14 protein-coding genes are annotated in these 19,556 nt (G+C 59.5%); 6 read left to right on the top strand and 8 right to left on the bottom strand.

Going from position 1 to position 19,556, the window contains the following annotated elements:
* The first annotated feature begins 107 nt into the window (after nt 1-107).
* From H535_RS0118660 to H535_RS0118675, 4 genes are read left to right on the top strand one after another with little or no spacing between them, the layout of a single operon-like run.
* Entirely contained in the window at nt 108-530 is a 423-nt protein-coding gene (locus tag H535_RS0118660) for a RidA family protein (RefSeq protein WP_026820740.1), read from the top strand.
* Complete coding sequence (locus H535_RS0118665; protein WP_026820741.1) at nt 527-1,201, top strand: DUF1028 domain-containing protein; 675 nt, start codon at nt 527-529, stop codon at nt 1,199-1,201. The genes H535_RS0118660 and H535_RS0118665 overlap by 4 nt, the downstream gene beginning before the upstream one ends.
* Before the next feature lie 28 nt (nt 1,202-1,229).
* Nucleotides 1,230-2,342, top strand: coding sequence for a M20 family metallopeptidase (locus H535_RS0118670; RefSeq protein ID WP_425387300.1), 1,113 nt, complete (start codon nt 1,230-1,232; stop codon nt 2,340-2,342).
* 27 nt (nt 2,343-2,369) lie between these two features.
* Nucleotides 2,370-3,785, top strand: a complete 1,416-nt coding sequence (locus H535_RS0118675) for an aspartate ammonia-lyase (RefSeq protein WP_026820743.1) — start codon at nt 2,370-2,372, stop codon at nt 3,783-3,785.
* A gap of 703 nt (nt 3,786-4,488) precedes the next feature.
* Here the strand turns inward: H535_RS0118675 and H535_RS26625 are convergent.
* From H535_RS26625 to H535_RS0118690, 3 genes are all read right to left on the bottom strand, one after another.
* On the bottom strand, nt 4,489-5,160 hold the full coding sequence (locus H535_RS26625) for a TetR/AcrR family transcriptional regulator (protein WP_081416809.1): 672 nt from the start codon (nt 5,158-5,160) through the stop codon (nt 4,489-4,491).
* Between the two features lie 12 nt (nt 5,161-5,172).
* Nucleotides 5,173-5,541, bottom strand: a complete 369-nt coding sequence (locus H535_RS26630) for an MDR/zinc-dependent alcohol dehydrogenase-like family protein (RefSeq protein WP_051299541.1) — start codon at nt 5,539-5,541, stop codon at nt 5,173-5,175.
* Nucleotides 5,542-5,869: 328 nt separating this feature from the next.
* Complete coding sequence (locus H535_RS0118690) at nt 5,870-6,091, bottom strand: hypothetical protein (protein ID WP_026820744.1); 222 nt, start codon at nt 6,089-6,091, stop codon at nt 5,870-5,872.
* Between the two features lie 217 nt (nt 6,092-6,308).
* Here H535_RS0118690 and H535_RS0118695 point away from each other — a divergent pair, with 217 nt between their 5' ends.
* Entirely contained in the window at nt 6,309-6,686 is a 378-nt protein-coding gene (locus H535_RS0118695) for a hypothetical protein (RefSeq protein WP_026820745.1), read from the top strand.
* Nucleotides 6,687-7,173: 487 nt separating this feature from the next.
* Nucleotides 7,174-8,214, top strand: coding sequence for a group II intron maturase-specific domain-containing protein (locus tag H535_RS0118700; RefSeq protein ID WP_245580381.1), 1,041 nt, complete (start codon nt 7,174-7,176; stop codon nt 8,212-8,214).
* A gap of 84 nt (nt 8,215-8,298) precedes the next feature.
* On the opposite strand, the gene H535_RS0118705 is transcribed toward H535_RS0118700, so the two are convergent.
* From H535_RS0118705 to H535_RS0118725, 5 genes are all read right to left on the bottom strand, one after another.
* Entirely contained in the window at nt 8,299-8,805 is a 507-nt protein-coding gene (locus H535_RS0118705; RefSeq protein ID WP_035770163.1) for a hypothetical protein, read from the bottom strand.
* Nucleotides 8,806-8,860: 55 nt separating this feature from the next.
* Complete coding sequence (locus H535_RS0118710; protein ID WP_026820748.1) at nt 8,861-12,478, bottom strand: hypothetical protein; 3,618 nt, start codon at nt 12,476-12,478, stop codon at nt 8,861-8,863.
* Nucleotides 12,475-14,841 (bottom strand): hypothetical protein, encoded by a 2,367-nt coding sequence (locus H535_RS28005; RefSeq protein ID WP_211236633.1) that lies wholly within the window; start codon nt 14,839-14,841, stop codon nt 12,475-12,477. Before H535_RS28005 ends, H535_RS0118710 begins: the two co-directional genes overlap by 4 nt.
* Before the next feature lie 40 nt (nt 14,842-14,881).
* Nucleotides 14,882-15,781 (bottom strand): hypothetical protein, encoded by a 900-nt coding sequence (locus H535_RS0118720; protein ID WP_026820749.1) that lies wholly within the window; start codon nt 15,779-15,781, stop codon nt 14,882-14,884.
* 183 nt (nt 15,782-15,964) lie between these two features.
* Nucleotides 15,965-18,340 carry a type IA DNA topoisomerase gene (locus tag H535_RS0118725; protein ID WP_026820750.1) on the bottom strand — a complete coding sequence of 792 codons (2,376 nt, stop codon included), beginning with the start codon at nt 18,338-18,340 and terminating at the stop codon, nt 15,965-15,967.
* Between the last annotated feature and the right edge of the window lie 1,216 nt (nt 18,341-19,556).

The following is a 19,556-nucleotide window of genomic DNA, read 5'->3' on the forward strand; positions in this document are numbered from 1 at the left end:
GCCCTGAGCAACAATCGAAATAGTTTCAAATCGGGCAAACAGAAGCCGGGGAAACAGACAGCGCGGGGGCGACCAGCCCTCGATCTCGAATCTAAAGGACAACACTGATGAAGCACACCAGAATCCGTCCATTCAACACTAAAGAAACCTATCCTGAGCAGAACCTGGACAACGATCTCTGCCAAGCCGTGGTCGCTAACGGGGTGGTCTACCTCCGCGGGCAAATTGGCCAAGATCTCGACACCCGTGAGTCGGTCGGCATTGGAAACGTGGAAGAGCAGACCGAGAAAGCAATGAGCAACATCGCAATGCTCATGGACGAGGCAGGCGGCACTCTCGAAGACATCGTCAAGGTCATCGTCTATGTAACAGACATCCGGTACCGGGAGATCGTCTACCGAACTATGGGCAAATGGCTCAAAGACGTCTACCCAGTCTCAACAGGCCTCGTTGTCAATTCATTGGCCCGGCCCGAATGGCTGGTAGAGATCGATGCCACAGCAGTCCTTTCACAAGAGAGGCAACCATGACATTCAGCATTGCAGGAACCGATGGCAACGGCCGCCTCGGCATTGCCGTCTCATCATCGTCACCGGCAGTAGCCGCACGGTGCATCCACCTCCATGACAGGATCGGCGCCGTCAGCTCACAGAATATTACCGACCCTCGGCTGGGCGATGTATTACTGTCATATCTCGAGGAGGGAATGTCAGCGCCTGCCGCGCTGGATCAGCTTCTCTCCAGGGAGGAGACCCGGGATTTCAGACAGCTTGTCGTTCTCGACTCCCGGGCAGAATCCGCCGTCTTCAGCGGTTCCCACACTCTGGGCACCCATAGCGAAGGAACCGGCAACGACTGTGTCAGCGCCGGCAATATGCTGGCCAACGAAGGTGTTCCCCAGGCCGCTTGCGATGCTTTCGAGGCGTCAAAAGGGAAAGAGCTGGAAGTTCGACTCATGAGCGGACTTCGCGCCGGTCTCATTGCCGGAGGTGAAGAGGGCCCTGTCCGTTCGGCTGGACTCTCCGTTGTCTCGGGCCACGGATGGCGTGACACCGATCTCCGTGTTGACTGGCACGAAGATCCCATCACGGAGCTTGAGCGAATCCTTGAGATCTGGCTGCCACAGCGGGAAGACTACGTCATTCGCGGCCTGGACCCGGCATCATCTGTTGGATATGGAGTACCCGGTGACCAGCGCTGAGAATCTGCGAAATGAGGACAGCGACTTCATTAGGGTCAAAGATGCGGTTAGCTCTCACTCCGACGCCTTGATCGAGCTGTCAGAAATGCTCCACGCCAATCCCGAGCTCGGCTGGAAGGAACATCAGGCTGCGGACTGGACCGCCAATTTACTCTCCGATCATGGATTCGAAGTAACAAGGACATACCTGGGCTTCCCAACCGCCCTCCGCGCCGTGTTAGGCACTGGCAGCCACCGAATCGGACTGATGGCCGAATACGATGCCCTTCCCGGACTCGGTCACGCCTGTGGACACAACATCATCACCGCCATCTCCGTCGGTGCCGCGATCGCACTATCCGAGTTCGCTGATGAACGAGATCTGACGATCGAGGTCTATGCCACCCCCGCCGAGGAAGGTGGCGGCGGCAAGATCGAACTACTGAAAAAGGGGGCGTTTGCCGGCCTGGACCTGGCAATGATGGCCCATCCAAGCCCAGTGGATTCCGCCAAGGCACGCCCTTACGCGGTCTCCCACAGTCACATCGAATACCGCGGTAAATCCGCTCATGCCGGGGCATATCCGGATCAAGGCGTTAATGCCAATGATGCATTCGTCATCGCACAGGTGTCCCTGGGGCTGCTCCGGCAACAGTTGCCTGCTGAAACGCGTGTCCACGGAGTGCAAACTCGCGGAGGCGAGGCACCAAATGCGATCCCCGAAAAGACGGAAGGACGCTGGTATGTCCGCGCCGAAACACTGAAGGATCTTAACGCCCTCCAGGCACGGGTTGAGCGCTGCTTCGAATCTGGAGCGTTGGCAACTGGTTGTGAGTTGGTGATTACACCGGAATCGGAACCATACTCGGAATTCCGGACAGAGCACCGGGCGCTGGAACTATACGTGAAGCACGCCCAGAACCTGGGTCGGAATTTCGACGCTCCGGCGGAGCAGGCAACGATGAACCGCGCATCGACTGATATGGGCAACGTTTCGCAGGTGGTGCCGGCTATCCACCCGTACATCGGTCTCGGTTGCTATCCAACTGCGAATCACCAGCCGCAGTTCGAGTCCCATTGCATCGGCGAGGCAGCCAACCGTGCTATCACCGACGGCGCTACTGCCCTTGCATTGACCGCGCTGGACTATTTTGTGGTTTAGCCACTCAGCTCTGATATGGAGAATTTTATGACTTCGGATACTCCTCTAATGCCGGAGAATCGAACCGAGTCCGACAGCCTCGGATCCCGGGAGGTACCCGGCGATGTTTATTGGGGTATCAGCACGCTTCGCGCCATGGAGAACTTCCCGATGACGGGCCGCCAAGTCGGCTCCATGAGATCGATGGTGTGGGCGCTCGGGGCAATCAAGTATTCGGCGGCGCAGGCGAACGGAAGCCTGGGCCTCATTCCTACAGAGAAGGCCGAAGCCATCAGTACCGCCGCACGTGAGGTGATGGACGGGAACTACGACGATCAATTTATGGTTGATGTGATCCAAGGCGGCGCGGGTACAAGCACGAATATGAACGCCAACGAGGTTATCGCAAACCGCGCATTGGAGATCATGGGCTGCGCTAAGGGCGAATACTCGGTGACCCATCCAATCGACCACGTCAATCGGTGCCAATCCACTAATGACGTTTACCCCACGGCTGCAAAGATGGCTCAGTCAGTAGAGATCCAATCCCTGCTTTATGAGCACGAGCTCCTCAGCAACGCCATGGAATCTCGAGCCGTTGATTTCAAAGGCATCTTCAAGGTCGGCCGCACCCAGCTTCAAGATGCGGTACCCATGACTCTGGCACAAGAATTCCGGGCGTTTGCGGCCACCCTGCGTGAGGACCAGTCCCGCCTGCAGGAACTCCAAAAGCACCTCCTGGAGACGAACCTCGCCGCAACAGCGATCGGTACCGGTATCACCGCACCAGAGGGCTACCGAGTACGAGTAGTCCACGAACTCGCTGCGATCAGTGAATTACCCGTCATCCCGGCCGAGAACCTGATCGAGGCCACCAGCGACGCAGGGGTATTCATCCTCACCTCAGGAATTTTGAAGCGGACAGCGGTCAAGCTCTCGAAAATCTGCAACGACCTCCGACTTCTATCTTCCGGGCCACAGTCCGGATTCGGGGAAATAACGCTTCCTGCAGTCCAGGCCGGCTCATCGATCATGCCGGGCAAGGTCAACCCCGTTATCCCCGAAGTGGTGAATCAAGTCGCCTTCCGGGTGGTTGGCGTCGATGCCGCAGTGACCATGGCCGTCGAGGCCGGTCAGCTACAGCTCAACGCCTTTGAGCCGATCATCGTCGAGGAGCTGTTCGAGGCCACCACGCTATTGACGCGGGCATGTCGGCAGCTAAGGAAACTGTGCATTGATGGTATTGAGCCAAACGTGGAAACGCTGTCCACACGCATGCACGAATCCATCAGCATCGTGACGGGGTTGGCACCACACATCGGCTACGCCACAGCAGCAGAGCTAGCCAAAGAAGCATTGCTCAAACGGCGAAGCGTCCTGGACCTTGTGTTCGAAAACAAACTCCTCACACAACAAGAGCTGAATCAGGCGATCGATCTGCCTCTGCTGGCCCGCGATTCCTGATCGCGAAGGCCTTCGCCTTCTTCTTCTTCTTCTCCTCCTCCGGCGGGTCGCTTACCCTGAATTTTAAGCGTCCCGTGGCGACTATGGGTGGCTTTCGGGTATATCCCACTGCTTCCAAGGGGCTACAGCTGAACCATTGCCGCGGCAGTCGCTGTCTGGCTACCGTGTAACTGCTGGCTCCGCCTTCCCAGCCCTCCATGACGCAACGGAAGGTGGAGTCTTCCCAACACTCGATTCGGCTCATCCGCACCGGCGTGGTCGACGTTGATCTCTACCTTTGGCAAGGTCTGCACCTCACGCTGGGCAGAACCGGCAGGTAAGAGCGCACTCCATCCGGGGGAGGAATCGAATGCTGCTCCCGGTAAGCTCCTGCCGACCCTGTCAGTGAGCTGCCGATGGGGAACAGGCAGCCCCCTACTCATCAGTCGCATGAGCCACAAACGACTGTACCAACCACATAAAGGCATTAGTATAGCCGCCAAACCAAAGTTGGCCAGTGACCTCCCACATCCCACGTTCGAGGTGCGGGTAGTTTCTGAAATGACATGCGACGCGGCCTCGGAATGCAGTTCTGCACGTTGGATATGGCACTGCCTATTGAAATTAGTTTTGACACGAAAACTGGGCCTGTGTCTCGTTCGAAGGTTGGCTGCGGGGAAGCGTTTCGTTTCCAAAGAAATAAGGCGCCCGGATGGTGTTCGTCTCATAGGGCAGGTTTTGAAGTGAACATTTCTTCGCTGGGGGAGACGAGCATTTGTTCGAGTTTGTCGATGGTGGCGTCGAGTCCGAGGTTGAAGGCATCGTCTTGGCGTCTGCCGGTGTGTCCCGATGTCAGCGCTCGTGATAGTGCCGGGCGGACACTGTGGGAGGCTTTCCATGGTGGTTCGGGGGAGGCGGCGTCGACGGCGGAGCCGAGCGCCAGCACGTCGATCAGGGACAGGGCCTGCAGCAGAAGTTCATCCTGGAACCCGGCTGTTTCAAGGATCTGTACCAGGTTTTCGTAGATGTTGAGCGTGTCAGTGTCGTCGACGGGTTCGCCGACGAGGGCGGGAATGGCCATGGGGTGGCGCCCCATGGCGTCCCGGTAGTTGATGGCCCATTGGCGCACTTGGCCCTGCCAGGTGACGCCTTGTGGTGGGAAGTCGCCGCGTGAGTATGCTTCCTGGCTGATGAGTGCCCGGATGCCTTTGATGATGTCGGTACGTCCGCCGCTGACGTGGTGGTATAGGGATGAGGGGCTGACCCCGAGGCGTTGGGCGAGCCGGGGGATGGAGAAGTTGTTTTGTTCGTCGAACAGTTCAAGGGCGGCGCGGTGAATCTTTTGCGAGGTGAGCAGTTGTGTGCGGGGCCGGGCCATAGCGGGCCTTTCACTCATGGAGGAGGATTGTTAGAACATGATGACGCTGTGTGCCCGCTCGCCACGGCGCATGGCTTCGAACGCTTCATTGACCTCGTCGAGGCTGATGCGGTCGGATATCAGGTCGTCAACTGGTAGTTTGCCTGCCAGGTACAGCTCGGCCAGCCGTGGGAAGTCCCGTCCCGGTACGGTGGAGCCATAGTTGGAGCCGAGGATCCGCATCCCGCTTTCGGCCAGTTCAAGGCCGTCGAAGTTGATCGACTGGCCGGCCGGCGGCAGTCCCACCAGCACGGCGGTGCCGCCGCGTACCAGCAGCGATGGAAGTGATTCGAAGGGTTGCTGGTTCGAATCCAGCTGGGGGAGCGAAAATAGAAGAAAAAAGGCCCTCTGACTAGGCAAAACGCCAGTCAGGGGGCCTTTCTTTTTGCCTCGAAAAACCCCAGGTACCGGGCAAAGGATGTTATTTTCCGGTATCGCGCAAAGCGGATGACCCTCTGTTACTACGACTTACTGCCCATCATGCTGCAGGCCGCACTTGACTCCGACAGGGCGGCTCGGGCCGCCTCACCTCACCAGACTCGACGGTCGCATCAGAACTGGTAACCCTGTCAGATGGCAGCACGCAGTGCTTGCGCATATTCGAGTAGCAGGCCGCCGTCGGCCACGTCACAGGAGTCGGGACGCAGGCATCGAGACACAGGCAGTGTGGCAGAGCGGGATTGCCGGCTTATTCTTCTTCCAGGATCAGCGGCGTGAAGCCACCCAAAGCTTCAGGCGACAGGCACGCCGCACAGCAGGGCAGTCCGGCCGAGACGCACTCGAGCAGCAAGTCCCGGTCATGACCGGTGTTCCAGTCGCCGGTGCGTTCATCGGGTCCGGGCGTGGTCCCGCACCAGGGCAACAGATCAGCCGGGCGGGTATACAGGTGGTGGACGACATCAGTGCTCATAACCACCATGGTGCCACTGTGGCGGCCACATATGTGAGCCGGGCGCGGTTATTGTATTATCGTCGCGATCGTGGCCGCGAAAACGCGGGGCCACTGACCCATATGCGACAATGATAAAGAAAGATGTATGTCAAATGGCATGCAGCGACCAATCAGGCAGCGATACGAAAGAGCACAAGTCATGATATCCGCGTCGACGAAAAGAAGTCTTCTGACCATGGCGGCAGTGCCCGTGTTGGTTCTGGGACTGGCTGCCTGCGGTGGTGGAGCCGACGGTGAATATATTGGTGAATCCGAGTCCGCCACCGCTGCCGGTTACAGCACACTCATCATTGACGGTGACACCATGACCTATCAGACATTCCGCTGCGGAAAAGAACCGTATGCGGGTGAAAGAAATACAAGCGTCGGTCAGCTCAATGATGACCAGACCCATGTCATCTGGACCCAAGAAGGTCAATGGGAAGGTGATAACCAGATCTCTATGACTGAAGATTCCCTCTCGATGTCAGGTGTGACCTTCACTCGTAAAGGGACTGACGCGGCCCAGGCCCAGCTCAAAGAACATCGGGAAACCTGTTCAGATTCGGATTAACTAAACCAGTATTGAAGAAGGCCCGTGGGAATCATCCCCACGGGCCTTCTTCACGGTACGCCCGGCATGGGCATTCGCTTGGAGGTGGAAGTCCTCTGGAGGAGAAGGTGGTTTAACTCCGAGCCAATGGCAACTGCGTCACCGCGAGGTGGGGTGGGAAGGAAGCCGGAGGCGAAACTCTGCATCGAGGGACACGAATCGCATATAAGGCATATTGGTCGGGGTGAGGCTGCCGTAGAAGCCGAAGCCCGTTCCACCGAAACGGCCAGTGTGTAAATGCGGCGGTGTAGAGGGAAAGTGAATGTTCTTATCCGGGGAGGTCTGTCCCAGTGCCTCATCACCGTTTGGCGGTGGTGGGGCGACATTGCTTTAAGGGCCGTGTTGATGGGGCAGAAGTCAGCCGAGGCCATAGTACCGGCGGGGAATCGTGATGATTTGCCGGGAAGGGCTGAACGTTAGGAAATGACATGTTGAACGGGTGTTCCTCGTGAACAACACACCGATCGCAGCCAATCCGCGCAACGCGGGCGAGTATGGGGAGGCAGCGGTGAATCCGTCAGATAACCATATTCAGCGTAGTGATGTTCCGGCGGGTGCCGGTAATACTGTCAGCGGCCAGCAGGAGGTCCTGTGGGAACGAGTGTTCTCGCGGGATAACCTGCTGGCTGCGTTACGCCGTGTCGAGAAGAACGCGGGGGCGGCTGGTGCTGACGGGCTGCGTACGGAGGAACTCCGTTCGTGGTGCTTAGGACACTGGACCGGGGTCCGTGAACAACTCGATACGGGCACGTACCATCCTTTGCCGGTGCGTCAGGTGATGATTCCCAAACCTGACGGCGGTGAACGGAAGTTGGGCGTGCCGGCGGTGCTGGACCGGTTGATCCAGCAGGCCATCGCGCAGGTGCTTGTGCCGGTGTTTGATCTGGGGTTCGTGCCGGTCTCCTATGGGTTCCGGCCGGACAAGAGCGCCCATGATGCGGTCCGGGCCGCCCGGACCGCGATCGGGCAGGGCCGTAAGTGGGTGATCGAGGTTGATCTGGATGCGTTCTTCGACCGGGTTGCAACGTTGCTGGGATACGGCTTCTACTTCACCGCCTCCGGGGTGGGACTGCGGGTCGCGCCGAAGGCCCTCAAACGGGCCAAAGCACGGATCAAACAGCTCACATCCCGGAAGTGGAGCATCAGTATGGGCACACGCATCCGGAGGTTGAATCAGTACATCCGTGGCTGGATGGGCTATTTCCGTCTGGCCGATACTCCGCGGAAGTTCGCGGATCTGGATGAGTGGTATCGCCGTCGGCTGCGGCAAATCCGGTGGAAAGAATGGAAACGACCGCGGACGCGGGTGGTCAACCTGGCCCAGCTCGGTATCTCAGCCCAGAAGGCGTGGGAATGGGGCATGAGCAGCAAAGGCTACTGGCGTACTGCGGGCTCGCCGATCCTGCAACGGGCACTGCCCAACGAATACTGGCACACCCTGGGCTTGACGTCCTTTCACGACGCCTGGCGCCGCTACAGAACACCCTAACGAACCGCCGTATGCGAGACCCGCACGTACGGTGGTGTGAGAGGTGGGCCGGGCAACCCGGCCCACCTACTCGATTCGCCGTCTTCACCCGTCGGCGAGAAAGCCCCGCATCCGCTCGGCCTCGTATTCGCGACAGGTCTGCGGCGGCTTTGACCCTCTTGCGCCGTACCGGTCGATGTAGTCGATCACTGACCACTCAAATTTGTTGGTCAGCCGGGAGGCGACCAGCACAGCCACCATCACGGAGGCGACCAGCAGATTCAATACACACAACATCATCAGTGCCGCCAGCCCGAAAAGCCAGGACCGGTCCCGCGCCGGCGGCGCGGCGGCCAAAGCGATAACAGTAAACACCACCAGGATGCTGTTGGCCACACCGGCAGCGACGAAGGCTTCGCCATTGATTTTCGCCAGGGCCGCCGGACGGCGGCGGCAACGCAGCGCAATCACTACACGCGGCAGTAAAATCACTGTCACCACCATCGCCGCCAGCCACAGACCCAGTTCCCTGCTGCTGATAGCCCACCACTGACGGCAGTGCCACCAGCCGGCCGGGAAATCATCACGGATACGCGATCGGAGACCCATCATCACCCCTGTCTGTCGTCACTGCCGCGGTGTGGGTGCCGATATCGCACATCCTCAGTTACTTCGGCCCGGACTGATCAGGACCCTTTGGCTGTCTCGGCTGCCTGGGCGGCGGCTTCGATTGTGCCGGTTGTACAGGTCGCGCCGGACGCTTTGGCTGCTGCGGTGCCGGACGCTTCGGCTGCTGTGGTTGTGCCTGCTGCGCTGGTTGTACCGGTTGTGCTCCCTTCGGCTGTTGTGGCTGCTTCGGCTGCTCGCCTGCAGAGGCAGTACCACCGGAGGCTGCAGCACCACCAAAGGCCGTCGCGCCGACTGAACCACCGGCACTAGTTGCATTCGAGCCACCCTGTGACGACGTGCCGCCGGCCGGGGCCTGAGTACCCTGCGACGGTGAACCCGAGGCCGGGCTGTTGGTCCCACCAAGGTTCGTGTCAACACCGGCAGTACCGTTGGCCGAACCGACACCGGCACTTGAAGCACCAGGCTTGGATGGCTGCTGACCAATTGAGCCACCTGTTGCATTCGAGCCACCCTGTGACGGTGAACCCGGTGTGGGGCCGTTGGTTCCTGACAGGTTCGTGCCTCCACCGACAGTGCCGTTGGTCGAGCCGGTACCGGAACCTGAAGAACCAGACTTCGAGGCTTCGGGACTCTGCTGACCAGTGGAGCCGGCGGCTGCACTGGTACCACCGGCCAACGACGTACTGCCGGCAGCGGCCGGTCCGCCGAGCCTCGACAGCCCGCCCTGGGCGTTGACGTCGCTGGCCACGGCCTTGTCGGTGCGCTCGGCGTTCGATGCACCGGCGCTGGTCAGTACCTGCGAACCGGCGGCCGCAGCGGGGCCGCTACCGGCGCGGCCATCAGCCTCGACCGGGTTCTGACCGTTGTCACCGTGGAGACCGCCTTCGCCCTGCGAGCCGTCACCGGCGATGCCGTCTTCACTGGTGCCGTCAGCGCCCAACTGACCAGAGCCGCCGACGCCGCCGGCGTGGCCATCACCAGGGCCGCTACTGCCAGCCATGACGCCGACATTGGCACCGCTATTGGAGTCAGAGGCACTGTCCGGGCTGTTCTGCCCGTTCGGATCAGCAGGATCGCCCGACCCGCCGGCACCGCCGGCAGAACCTTCAGCCGGTGATACGCCACCGGCACCACCGGCCGGCAACTGTGACTGCGACCCACCTGAAGACCCCCCGCCGGACAATTTCTTCGGCCCGTTGGTCCCGCCGGCGTTGGTCCCGCCCGATTTGGAACCGGACCCGCCACCGCCGGTGGTGGGCTGAGAGCCAGACCCGCCACTGTTTCCGCCGGACTGCTTGTTCATCAAGCCGCCGGCGGCAGCGGAACCGGCAGCGGAACCGGCAGCGGAGCCGGCACCACCGGCCATGGCGGGCATGACACCACTGCCGCCGCCGGATTGCTGCGGAGGCGTGTTCGTCTCCAGGAACTTGTCCACGAGCTTGGTCACGACCTCGTCCATGGCTTCGAGTACCGACTTGCGAACACGCATCAGCACAAACGTGACCCCGATAATCATGATCGTCGAAATGGCCGTCATCACGACCACGGCCACGGCCCCGAGAACGCCGCTGCTGAAGATACTGGTCTCCGTACCCGAGACCAGATCGGCGATCGGACCTTCAATGATCTGCGGCAGTGAGACCAGAAACTGTGAGACGAACTGGTAGAGGAACAACGTCACCAGTATTTCCAGGATCAGTGCCACGGTGTAGATGATCACCTTGCTGATGCCGGACAGTGAGCCCATGGTGGCAAACGGCACCGCTGCGATCAGGCTGAACATCCGCTTAACCGCGGCCACCAGCATGCCGATGGCATAGAAGAAGCCGATGACGACGATCGAAAACAGCAGCACGACCGCGTTGACCCAGTACATGAACGAGGCCGGGCCGGTCCCGACCTGGCTGACCGCGTTGTGGGTCTCGCGGGTGAAGCCCGAGGTTGCCTTGTCCGAGGAGAAGATGGTCATCGACTGCGGCGCGAACGAAGTGTTCAGATAGTTGTATGCGGCCAGTGGGGACAGATTGCAGTTCGCCGGGTTACCCTGGCTGTCGACAATCCGGTAGCCGCAGTCGACCCTGGCCTCGCTGTGAGTGAAGAAAATCCTTTTCGATCCGCCCATTTTGTTCGCTTGCGAATCCAGGCCCGGCACCCCCGTGGAGATCAGCGGGTGATCGCGCGGCGACAGACCCGTCTCTTCACCGAACCCCTTGGCCTGCCCATAGCCTCCATCTTTGGTGAACCACTTGCGCTTCTCTTTCTGAGTCACACCATCCGATTCTTCGGTCAGCTGGGTGATATTGCTTTTGATGCCGGACTCAAAGTCGGAGGCGGTCACGGACTGGCTGGTGATGTACTGGCCGAGCATGCCCATCGTGGCCAGGACAGCGTTGCTGTCGGGATTGTCCACACTTGGATCGACCGAGGCCGACTGCCAGGCCTGGTTAGCGGTATGCGACATCATGCCGACATCAATGTTGGAGAAAGCGTCATGAGACTGTGCGTTGATCGCCAATGCCGAGGTGCGCACCGACAGTATCGACTTTGATGTCGGCTGCCCTTCGTCAGGATTCCACGAAATGGAGGCCTCTTCTGGAATATAGAGGCGGTTCTGCGTCATCCAGGCATTGAAGTCGACGTACGTGGAAAGCACCACCCTGGTCGGGCCGGCGTGCGAGCCGACCAGCGAATCGTCGAACTGATCGAGAATGCCGGTATACATGCTGCCGATCAGCGGCAGGCCCAGCCCGATAAAGGCCACGCGCACGACGAGTTTTTTGATCGCCGATCCGCGGTTCATCTTCTTGAAAAAGACCAGGCTCAACAACAGGAACCCGATGAACAGCGGCACCAAAACAGACCAGGAAATAGTAACCAACGTGCTATACCACTGGTTGATAAACGCCGCCAGCCCCGACAGGGGACCATCGGCCAGGGTACTGTCGCCGCCGGCAGTCATCCCGTTGGCGAAGAGCGCGCCAGCGGTATTCTTCACCGCCTCAGCGAACCACATGAACGGGTTGAGCAACTGGAGGATCTGAATCACCATCCAGAACAGCCACGACACGCCCATCGACAGGGCATAGGCGAACCAGATCACCGAACCGGCGATGGCGTGGATCATGCCGCCGCCGATACCCGAAGACATGCTGTCGAAACCCAGAGCCGCGTTGGCAGCACCAAAGTGGGCATAATTCAGCAGACCCTGATAAATATTCTCGTCGGCATCAGGAGTCTTGAAGGTGTCATAACTGAGCGTCTGAGACGATCCCGAAACGGCGGAGAACAGCCACTTGACGGTAAAGCTGAATTCCGGGTCGGCATAGCCCAGCAGTGAACCGGCCATGCCGGGATGCTTAGTAACTTCATGCCATTCGTCGGTCATCCGCTCGGCGGCAGCGTCTGTGGCCTCGTCGTTGCCGTCCCCTTTGGGGGAGTTCTCGTTGCTGAAGTACGACGACGCGTTCGAGGACAGCTGATAGAGACTGTAATCGGCTGTCTCTTCCTCACCGGCGGCAGAGGCCGAGCCGGAAAAGAGCGTCAACACCGCCGGTACCAGTAGGGCCGCCAGCAGCGCGCCCACAATCGCGCGTACCGCCATCGAGTGCGTCGCAGCCGCGCGTGACCGTGGCGTGGCCGTCATTTTCCGGTTCATCGCCCGCTCCTTCGGTTGCCGGTGGCTCGCTTGCTCATCGTCGTCTTGGACCGTGTCTTAGCCCGATCAGCCGAAAGAGCCTTCCGCTTGGTCCTGGTCATCTTCATCGACCGATCCGCCGAACCGTTCGATGAATCATGATCCACAGAACCCGTGCCGGTGTTGTTTTTCGGCTGCGTCGGCTCGCTGGACCGAGTATCCTGCTCGGCTATACCGGCCGCCAACGCCATTGCCCGGCGCTGGTCTTCGCGCACGGGATTGATGCCCAGTGCCAGATCGGGTCGAAAGACCACGTTGGAGACGCCGCGACGCAGATACGACAGGTTCTCGCCGCGGCGGGTGATCAGCCGGGCCAAATCCGGCGGGATCTGCTGGTGCAGCTGCCTCTGATACTCCGTCACGGTCTTGTCCCGCATCGGACCAAAGATGGTGAAATCGGCGGCGTCGAATTTGTTGAACGCGGTGTCGTCGAGCATCTTGTCGATGTTGTTGTAGCTGAAAACCACCCGTCCGCCACGCTGATACAAGTGTTCGAACTGCGTCTCCATATAGGATTTAACCCGGTCGTCGACGTATTCGGCCCCGTGGATGATGACCGTGTCACCGCGTTCGAGCTTACCGATGGCAAAACCGACGATGTTGACCAGCTGTGCCATGGCCACACCCCGGCCGCGGCGCAGCAAACGCGAAAAATCATAGACGACGCGCTTGGCATCACGGATCCCGTCAACCGCCGGAGCCGTATGGTTATTGAATAGATCGCCGTTGGTCGACAGCATGGACTTGGCAATACCCTGAAGCACGTTGTAAGCGCGCAGCTCGTCCGGGTCAACCTTGGATGAGTTGATCAGTGCCTTGTGCGCGGTGGCCAGGTAGGAGACGAACATTTGCAGCCGGGGTACCTGCCGGTGCGGGATGCCCACCACACGCAGCCGATTTCTTTGGTGCTTGGCGTTGTGCGACCACATGCCCTGTTCAATGTAGAAGTCAGTCGCCACCTTCTCCAGCTGGGACCGGATGATCGAGGCCACCGAGCCGTCGGTGGATTCGTACAGCTGCTCGAACATGAGCTTGAGCTTCTGCATTTGCATGGAAAAGATCGCCAGCTCATCATCGGCGTCACCGAACATTTCAAACATGTTCACGTCACCGCTGTTCAGATCCACCCGGGAGGTGATGCCGTCGAAAGCCGGCCCGAGCCGGTCCAGATCCGCTCCGTCCAGCACCAGATGGACCACGTTGTGGTTGGATAGCAGCGCCGACTGGGACAGCTTCGAACACCACATGTCGGCGACCTGGGCACCTTCAATATAGTCACCGAGGGCCGAATCGGCGATCACGGCATGATGATCATAGTTGTTGGCATCGAAGAGCACCGCTGAATTGTTCACATCCCCGACCATGTAGCCGACATATTCGCCGCGGCGGTCGTTGAGGCCGTTGGTCACCAGCGAATACGAGCCGGCCAGCTCCATGGAGGTGAAATAAAAACCCTTGCCGCGCTTCTTCTCGTTTTTCTTCATCAGCGCCGACAACTCCTGGCGCTGTTCGCCGGCGTAGGCGGCCACGCTCAACGTGCCAAACCGTTCGATGTACAACCGCGAAATGGCCTCGATTGACTCTTCAAGCACTTCCAGGGACGGGGCCTTGAGCAACAGGCGGTTCTGGACGGACAGGTATGAGGCACCATCGGCGAGTTCGTCGATAATGATCTCCAGATCCGACGAAACTTTCTCCGCCTTGCGCTTCGACGACTTCGTACCTGTATCGTCCTGCTCACCGGAGTCGAGCTTGTCCAGCTTTTCTGACTGCTTGGTGTTCTGGTCAATCCACTTCTCGCTCATCCGCGTCACTTGCTCCAGCACCACGGCCGTGACCCGGTCGTCGAGACCGTCCGGGATCCGACCGATGCCCCAAAACGGTGCGAAGGCATCTTTGGCGGCCTCGTCGTGAAAAAACGCCAGCACGGCCCCGACCGAGTGGTCGACCTCGAAGTAATCCGAGCGAAAGACATATTTTTCTTTGGGCTTGAGGGCCAGCAGATGAGGATACGATTCGAACCGGCCCTCAAGCTGTTTCATCTGCTGGTGGCGCTTGAACCAGCCCTGCTTCTTTTCCGGTTCGTCGGTGCCGCCTGTGTCATCGGCGGCATCAAGATGGCCTTGAAGCTGCTTCTTCTGCCGCCGGCGCTTGAGCCGGCTCTGCTTCCCGGCAGCGGCAGCGTCGTCACCAGCTTCATCCTCGTCGGCCATCGTCGGCTCAGCGGTCCCGATCAGCTCATCGGCCAGGGCCGTCGTACCGGTGTCAGTCTCATCCGCTGCCGCGGTATCGGCCGTTGTTCGGCCCTTCGTTATCATTGCCATGTCTGATACCCCTGTGTGGTGTTCATGTTTCGTCAAAATCTCAGGTTCCGGTGCGGCCGGTTGTGAACGGATCGTCGTCGACGCCCTGGTAGAAAACCCGCAACGTCTGCCGGGTCTCTTCGCGATCGAGCATCGTTATTTCTTTGACCATCAGCGACGACCCTTCAGCTTCGGACTGCAGGATCATCTGCCCCTGGCGGAGACCGTCGGCGCTGACGCCTTTGAGCAGCACGTATTGGTGGATCGAAGTGAACTTGCCGCCGACGTGTTCGGTCAGGATGTCGTACTGTTCGTCCTGCAGTTCCAGCAGGTCCGGGTCGCGGACTTGAAGTTCGCGATTGCGCTGCTCCAGGTTCGCCACCTGGTGGTGGATCCGCTGCGGCTCCTTGGTAGTGATGAAGATGTACTCACATGAGGTCTGGACCTTCCGCCAGAAGGCATCGACCCGATTCAGGATTCCGCGCCGGTCTTCGTCGAACAGCAGATGGCTGGCCGAGCCGACGATCAAATACAGCTGGCCGACGCTGCCGTCGGAAAAATCGATCCGCCCGTCTTCTTCGATGCTGTTGATGCCCACGATCGAAGCGAATTCACTGGGGTCCGAGCTGCGTCTGGCGACCATTTTGCGGGCGCGGGCGGGAAGGTATGACAGCAGTGCCGGCACCGTCATCAGCCGCAGCTCTTTCGTCTTGGTCAACCCGCCGAGATAGAAGACCATGGCCAGCGACCAGATGACGAATAAGACAATGATCCCGATAGAGGCGTGAGCCACGAACGTTGAGCTGACAAACCATATAGTGACCAGGATTCCGCCGGTCAAAAACAGCAGTTGCTTGATCGGCGACGGCTTCGCCTGCCACCCGCCGCCGGTCAACGTGATCTCGTGATCCAAAAAGCTGCGGTTCAGCGACGAAGGCATCTTGAAAACTTCCTTGGCCATGTCGACCCCTCACTGTATGTCTATCACGCCATCATGTTTACTCTGTCTCATAGACGAGTGATCCATTATCCAGCATACAGCATATGAATGATCCAGATAGATCAGTGAAACATCATCGACCGTGGTGGTTACGAACAGCCACCACGGTCGACAACACCTGTTCTCAACATTCGAGCGCCACCTTTAGGCGAAGGCGGGCACGATTTTCTTCTTGCCCTGTTCTTCTTTCCAGGTCACGGACGCGTCGAAGTTCTTTCCTTTCTTCGAAGTGAAACCCGTGACGAAGACCGACTCGCCGTCGGTGAGCTTCTTCTTTTCCTCGTCGGTGAAAGAATGCTGGCACCACGAACGCGGCGGCTCATCGACGCCAAAATCCGGGACGATCTTTTTGGTTGATGCGTCCCACGAGACCCTGGCCCCGAAAGTGTTGCCGGTCCTGGCGCTGACGAAATCGTCGATCTCCAGGGTTTGCCCGGCCTCGAGCTTGACCTTTTCGTCCTCGGTAAACGTGCGCCCGCACCAGGATGCCGGCCGGTCGGGGACCTCGAGCTGGAAACCGACGAACTTGCGTCCCTTGAATTCGCCGACGCCGAGCTTGCCAACGGCCGTATAGGCCTTGCCCGCCTTCGACGTGGCCTCGAACGAGATCGTCTCACCGGCCAACAGCTTCTCAGCCTCTTCGTCGGTGAACTCATGTTGGGAGAAAACCTTCTTGAACGTGACCTTCTGCGGGCCGGACGGGGCGGCCTGCCACACGCCTTCGCAGCGGCCGACCACCGTTTGTTCGCTCAGGCCCAGCTGCTGACGCATGGATGCCGCGTTGGTGCGCATCTGCTCGATGTCGGCGCGGACCCAGTCGGCGACCCGGGCCAGGCACTGACCGGCGTCGGCGGTGCCGTCGGCAATGGCGCGCATGTCGGCGTAGACCTGCTCGGTCAACGACAGGTCCCCGATCCTGGTGCCCGGAAGCAGCATCCAGCTCATCTGTCCGGCCTCGGCCAGGACCAGCTTTTTGCCTTTCTCCACCAGCAGCGGGTATTTCGCTTTGGTCGAGGTTACGTCCGAATACGTCGAGGTGCGCGTGGCACCGGTGCCCACGTCGCGCTTCTCGAGCTGTTTCATCAGCCATTTCATGCTCGGGTGTTCGGGGCGCTTGTTCGCACCCTCGAAGACAAACGGCTCAGCGTTCGAGCCCAGGCCCTTGGCGGACTCGTTCTCGTCGCCGTCGGCGTCGTCGTCACCGGCGTTGGGATTGAACACCGCTTTCCAGCCGGGTTTCTTCGGCACGTTGGCGAGTCCAACGAAGTTCGGGTACTTTTCGACATGGCCTTTCTGCTGCTCGTAGACGTAGTCTTCGGCGACCATAGCCAGGTAGTTTTTCGCCAGTGTCTGGTAGATCAGCCGGCCGGTGGCACCGAAGCGCTGCTCGACGTCCTCGAGCGAGGCCGGCACCTTCGGTCCCGGGCGGTTGGCACCGTGTGCGCCGGCTGCCTTGACGTGAGTCTTGCGTGGTTGCCGGTGGGTTAACAGCGCTGTATCGACGCCGGCGACAGAGGCGATCTGGTCAAGATGGGGGACAAGTTCGTCAAACTGCTCGCCCGTGATGGTCTTATCCTCGGTGCGCGGATACGAGACCACCTGTGCCTCATACATTTTCTGATAGGTATCCAGCGTCAACTTCGCCTTGACGCCCTGGCCCACCAGCATCGAAGACAGAGTCGCCAGATCCAGCAGCCGCGGGGGAGCGGTCTTCTTCGTCTCGGTGCTGTCAACAGTGACCGGCGAGGGGCCGTACTGCTGCGGAACCTGGTCTTTCTTGTCGAACCGCGGCTCATCCGCGTTCGTGTACATGACTTCGTTTTCATCACGAAACCGGTTCTGGAAGAACGGCTTCTTCACGTAGTCGTTGTAAGCCTTGAGCTGATCGCCGACCAGCAGCGTCATGGCTGACTTCAGCCGGCCCTGGCGCAGCACGGTGTTCTGTCCGGAGGCGTGTGCCATGTTGGTGGCAATACGCGTGAACTGCATGCTCAGCAAATCGAACTGAGAGCGGTAGCGTGCCTTCTTGTACTCGTCGAAATCAGCCAGTGAGGCAAGACGCTGGCGCGAGGTGAAAGCTTTTTGCAGCGACGCCGGTGCCTCATCGGTGAAATACATCCGCGACCAGGACTTCGGTTTGAGTCCGAGCTCAAGGAACGCGTTGACGGCGATCATGCCGCCCTCGCCGGTGGGATCGACATCAGTGGCGACCACCAGTTCATCACAGCGCGCCAGCTTCTGTTTCACTTCGGAGGCGACCTGGCCGGCCCCTTGGATCGTCTCCAGCTGCCAGGACAGATCAGCCGGGTTCCAGGGCAGATTCACCAGATCCCATTTTCGATACTTCTCGGCCAAATCCGCATCGGAGACCATCCGGTGCGGATCGACGAACTCGTACAAATGACCGCGGGCGTGGGCGATCACATACGGCTCGCCGTTGTACGTGCCGCTGTCACCTCCCAGGGCTGCGGCAAAATGACGTGCCGCGGACGGCTTCTCGGTGAGGATTCCCATAGTCATCTGCGTGCTCCAATGGATAGACAATTCATTCTATCGCAGAATAATTGGAAATGATCCATCAAAATGGGTTTATCGTGACAGCGTGAGTGACCACGCCGTTGTCCACCGGCAGCGCCAAGACCAGTCGGTGTAACCGACTTCGGGCGACATCTTGAAGAACGTACGATCAAGTTCTTCAAGGAGGTGACGAGTATGTCGCAGCACATCGAGCAGGCTATGGCTCCCCATGGGTCGCTATATGGTGCTGAGTATCGTGATCGCTGGTCTCATCATCGCCAAAGCCGGCGTGGACATTGCTCTTCCGCAACGGTGAACCGATCAGTACTGAACCGATAAGTACGTCGGGATCCAGGAGCACCGGCGTACCGGCGGCATAGACTTCTGGCCGGCGGTAATGGCCGGCGTCAGTATCTAACTCGGCTGATCCTTAGCCCGGAACCTTATCGTCCAATGCGAATTGAAATTTGACGCCGTGGCTTCCGAGTGTGCGAGGCACCTGGTGCCGGCCAGTTGATCCAGCCTGTCGTGGAGGTCGGTGTACCCAAGTTCCGCACTGTGGATAATTCGGTTCTCGTCGACCACCATATATCCATGCTCGGACAAGGCATCGCAGCTTAGCCTCGATCTTTCATCGGGGCCCCGCGGTGAGGGCGTGTTTAAGCGGTGAAAGGTACCCCTGAGGGACATCTCGTCTTTAAAACGCCGAAGCTGACCCCAAGTTCATCGGTGGATCAAGGCTTAATGGAAAATGACCTACCCCGTCCGGCGCAGGCTCATGTTGCGCGGGACCTCACCAACTTGAGTCGCATCGTGACGCTCTCATAGAGGGTGCTTTTCCGATGGTCAGGTGCAGGATCTGGACGCCGCTGTGCAGCTCCAGTCCGTCCAGACGGATGCGAATGGCGAAGTCATGCCCGGTTACGAGCAGATCTCAGCGACCGTGCGAGAGCAGGCCAGGAGTCACTCGCAGCGTCGGTCAAAAAGCGGCCCACCTGAGCTAGACGGTATGAGGATACTGGTTGGTGCTTGGTGGTGGAAGATCGACCGCGCTCGGGAGGCCGGTCTTGGTCTGAACTGCCCGGCGTGTTGCCCCAAAGGGGTACTCTTCCCATCGACCGCCGTTCATAGAGTCATTTTCGATGTCGGGTGCGCATCACCCACCGTCGTTAGGCTCTATTGCCTCGGCCGTTTTTAGTTGTGTTCGATCCGCCAAGGA

The organism is Arthrobacter castelli DSM 16402 (assembly GCF_000430705.1).
Classification (GTDB): domain Bacteria; phylum Actinomycetota; class Actinomycetes; order Actinomycetales; family Micrococcaceae; genus Arthrobacter_C; species Arthrobacter_C castelli.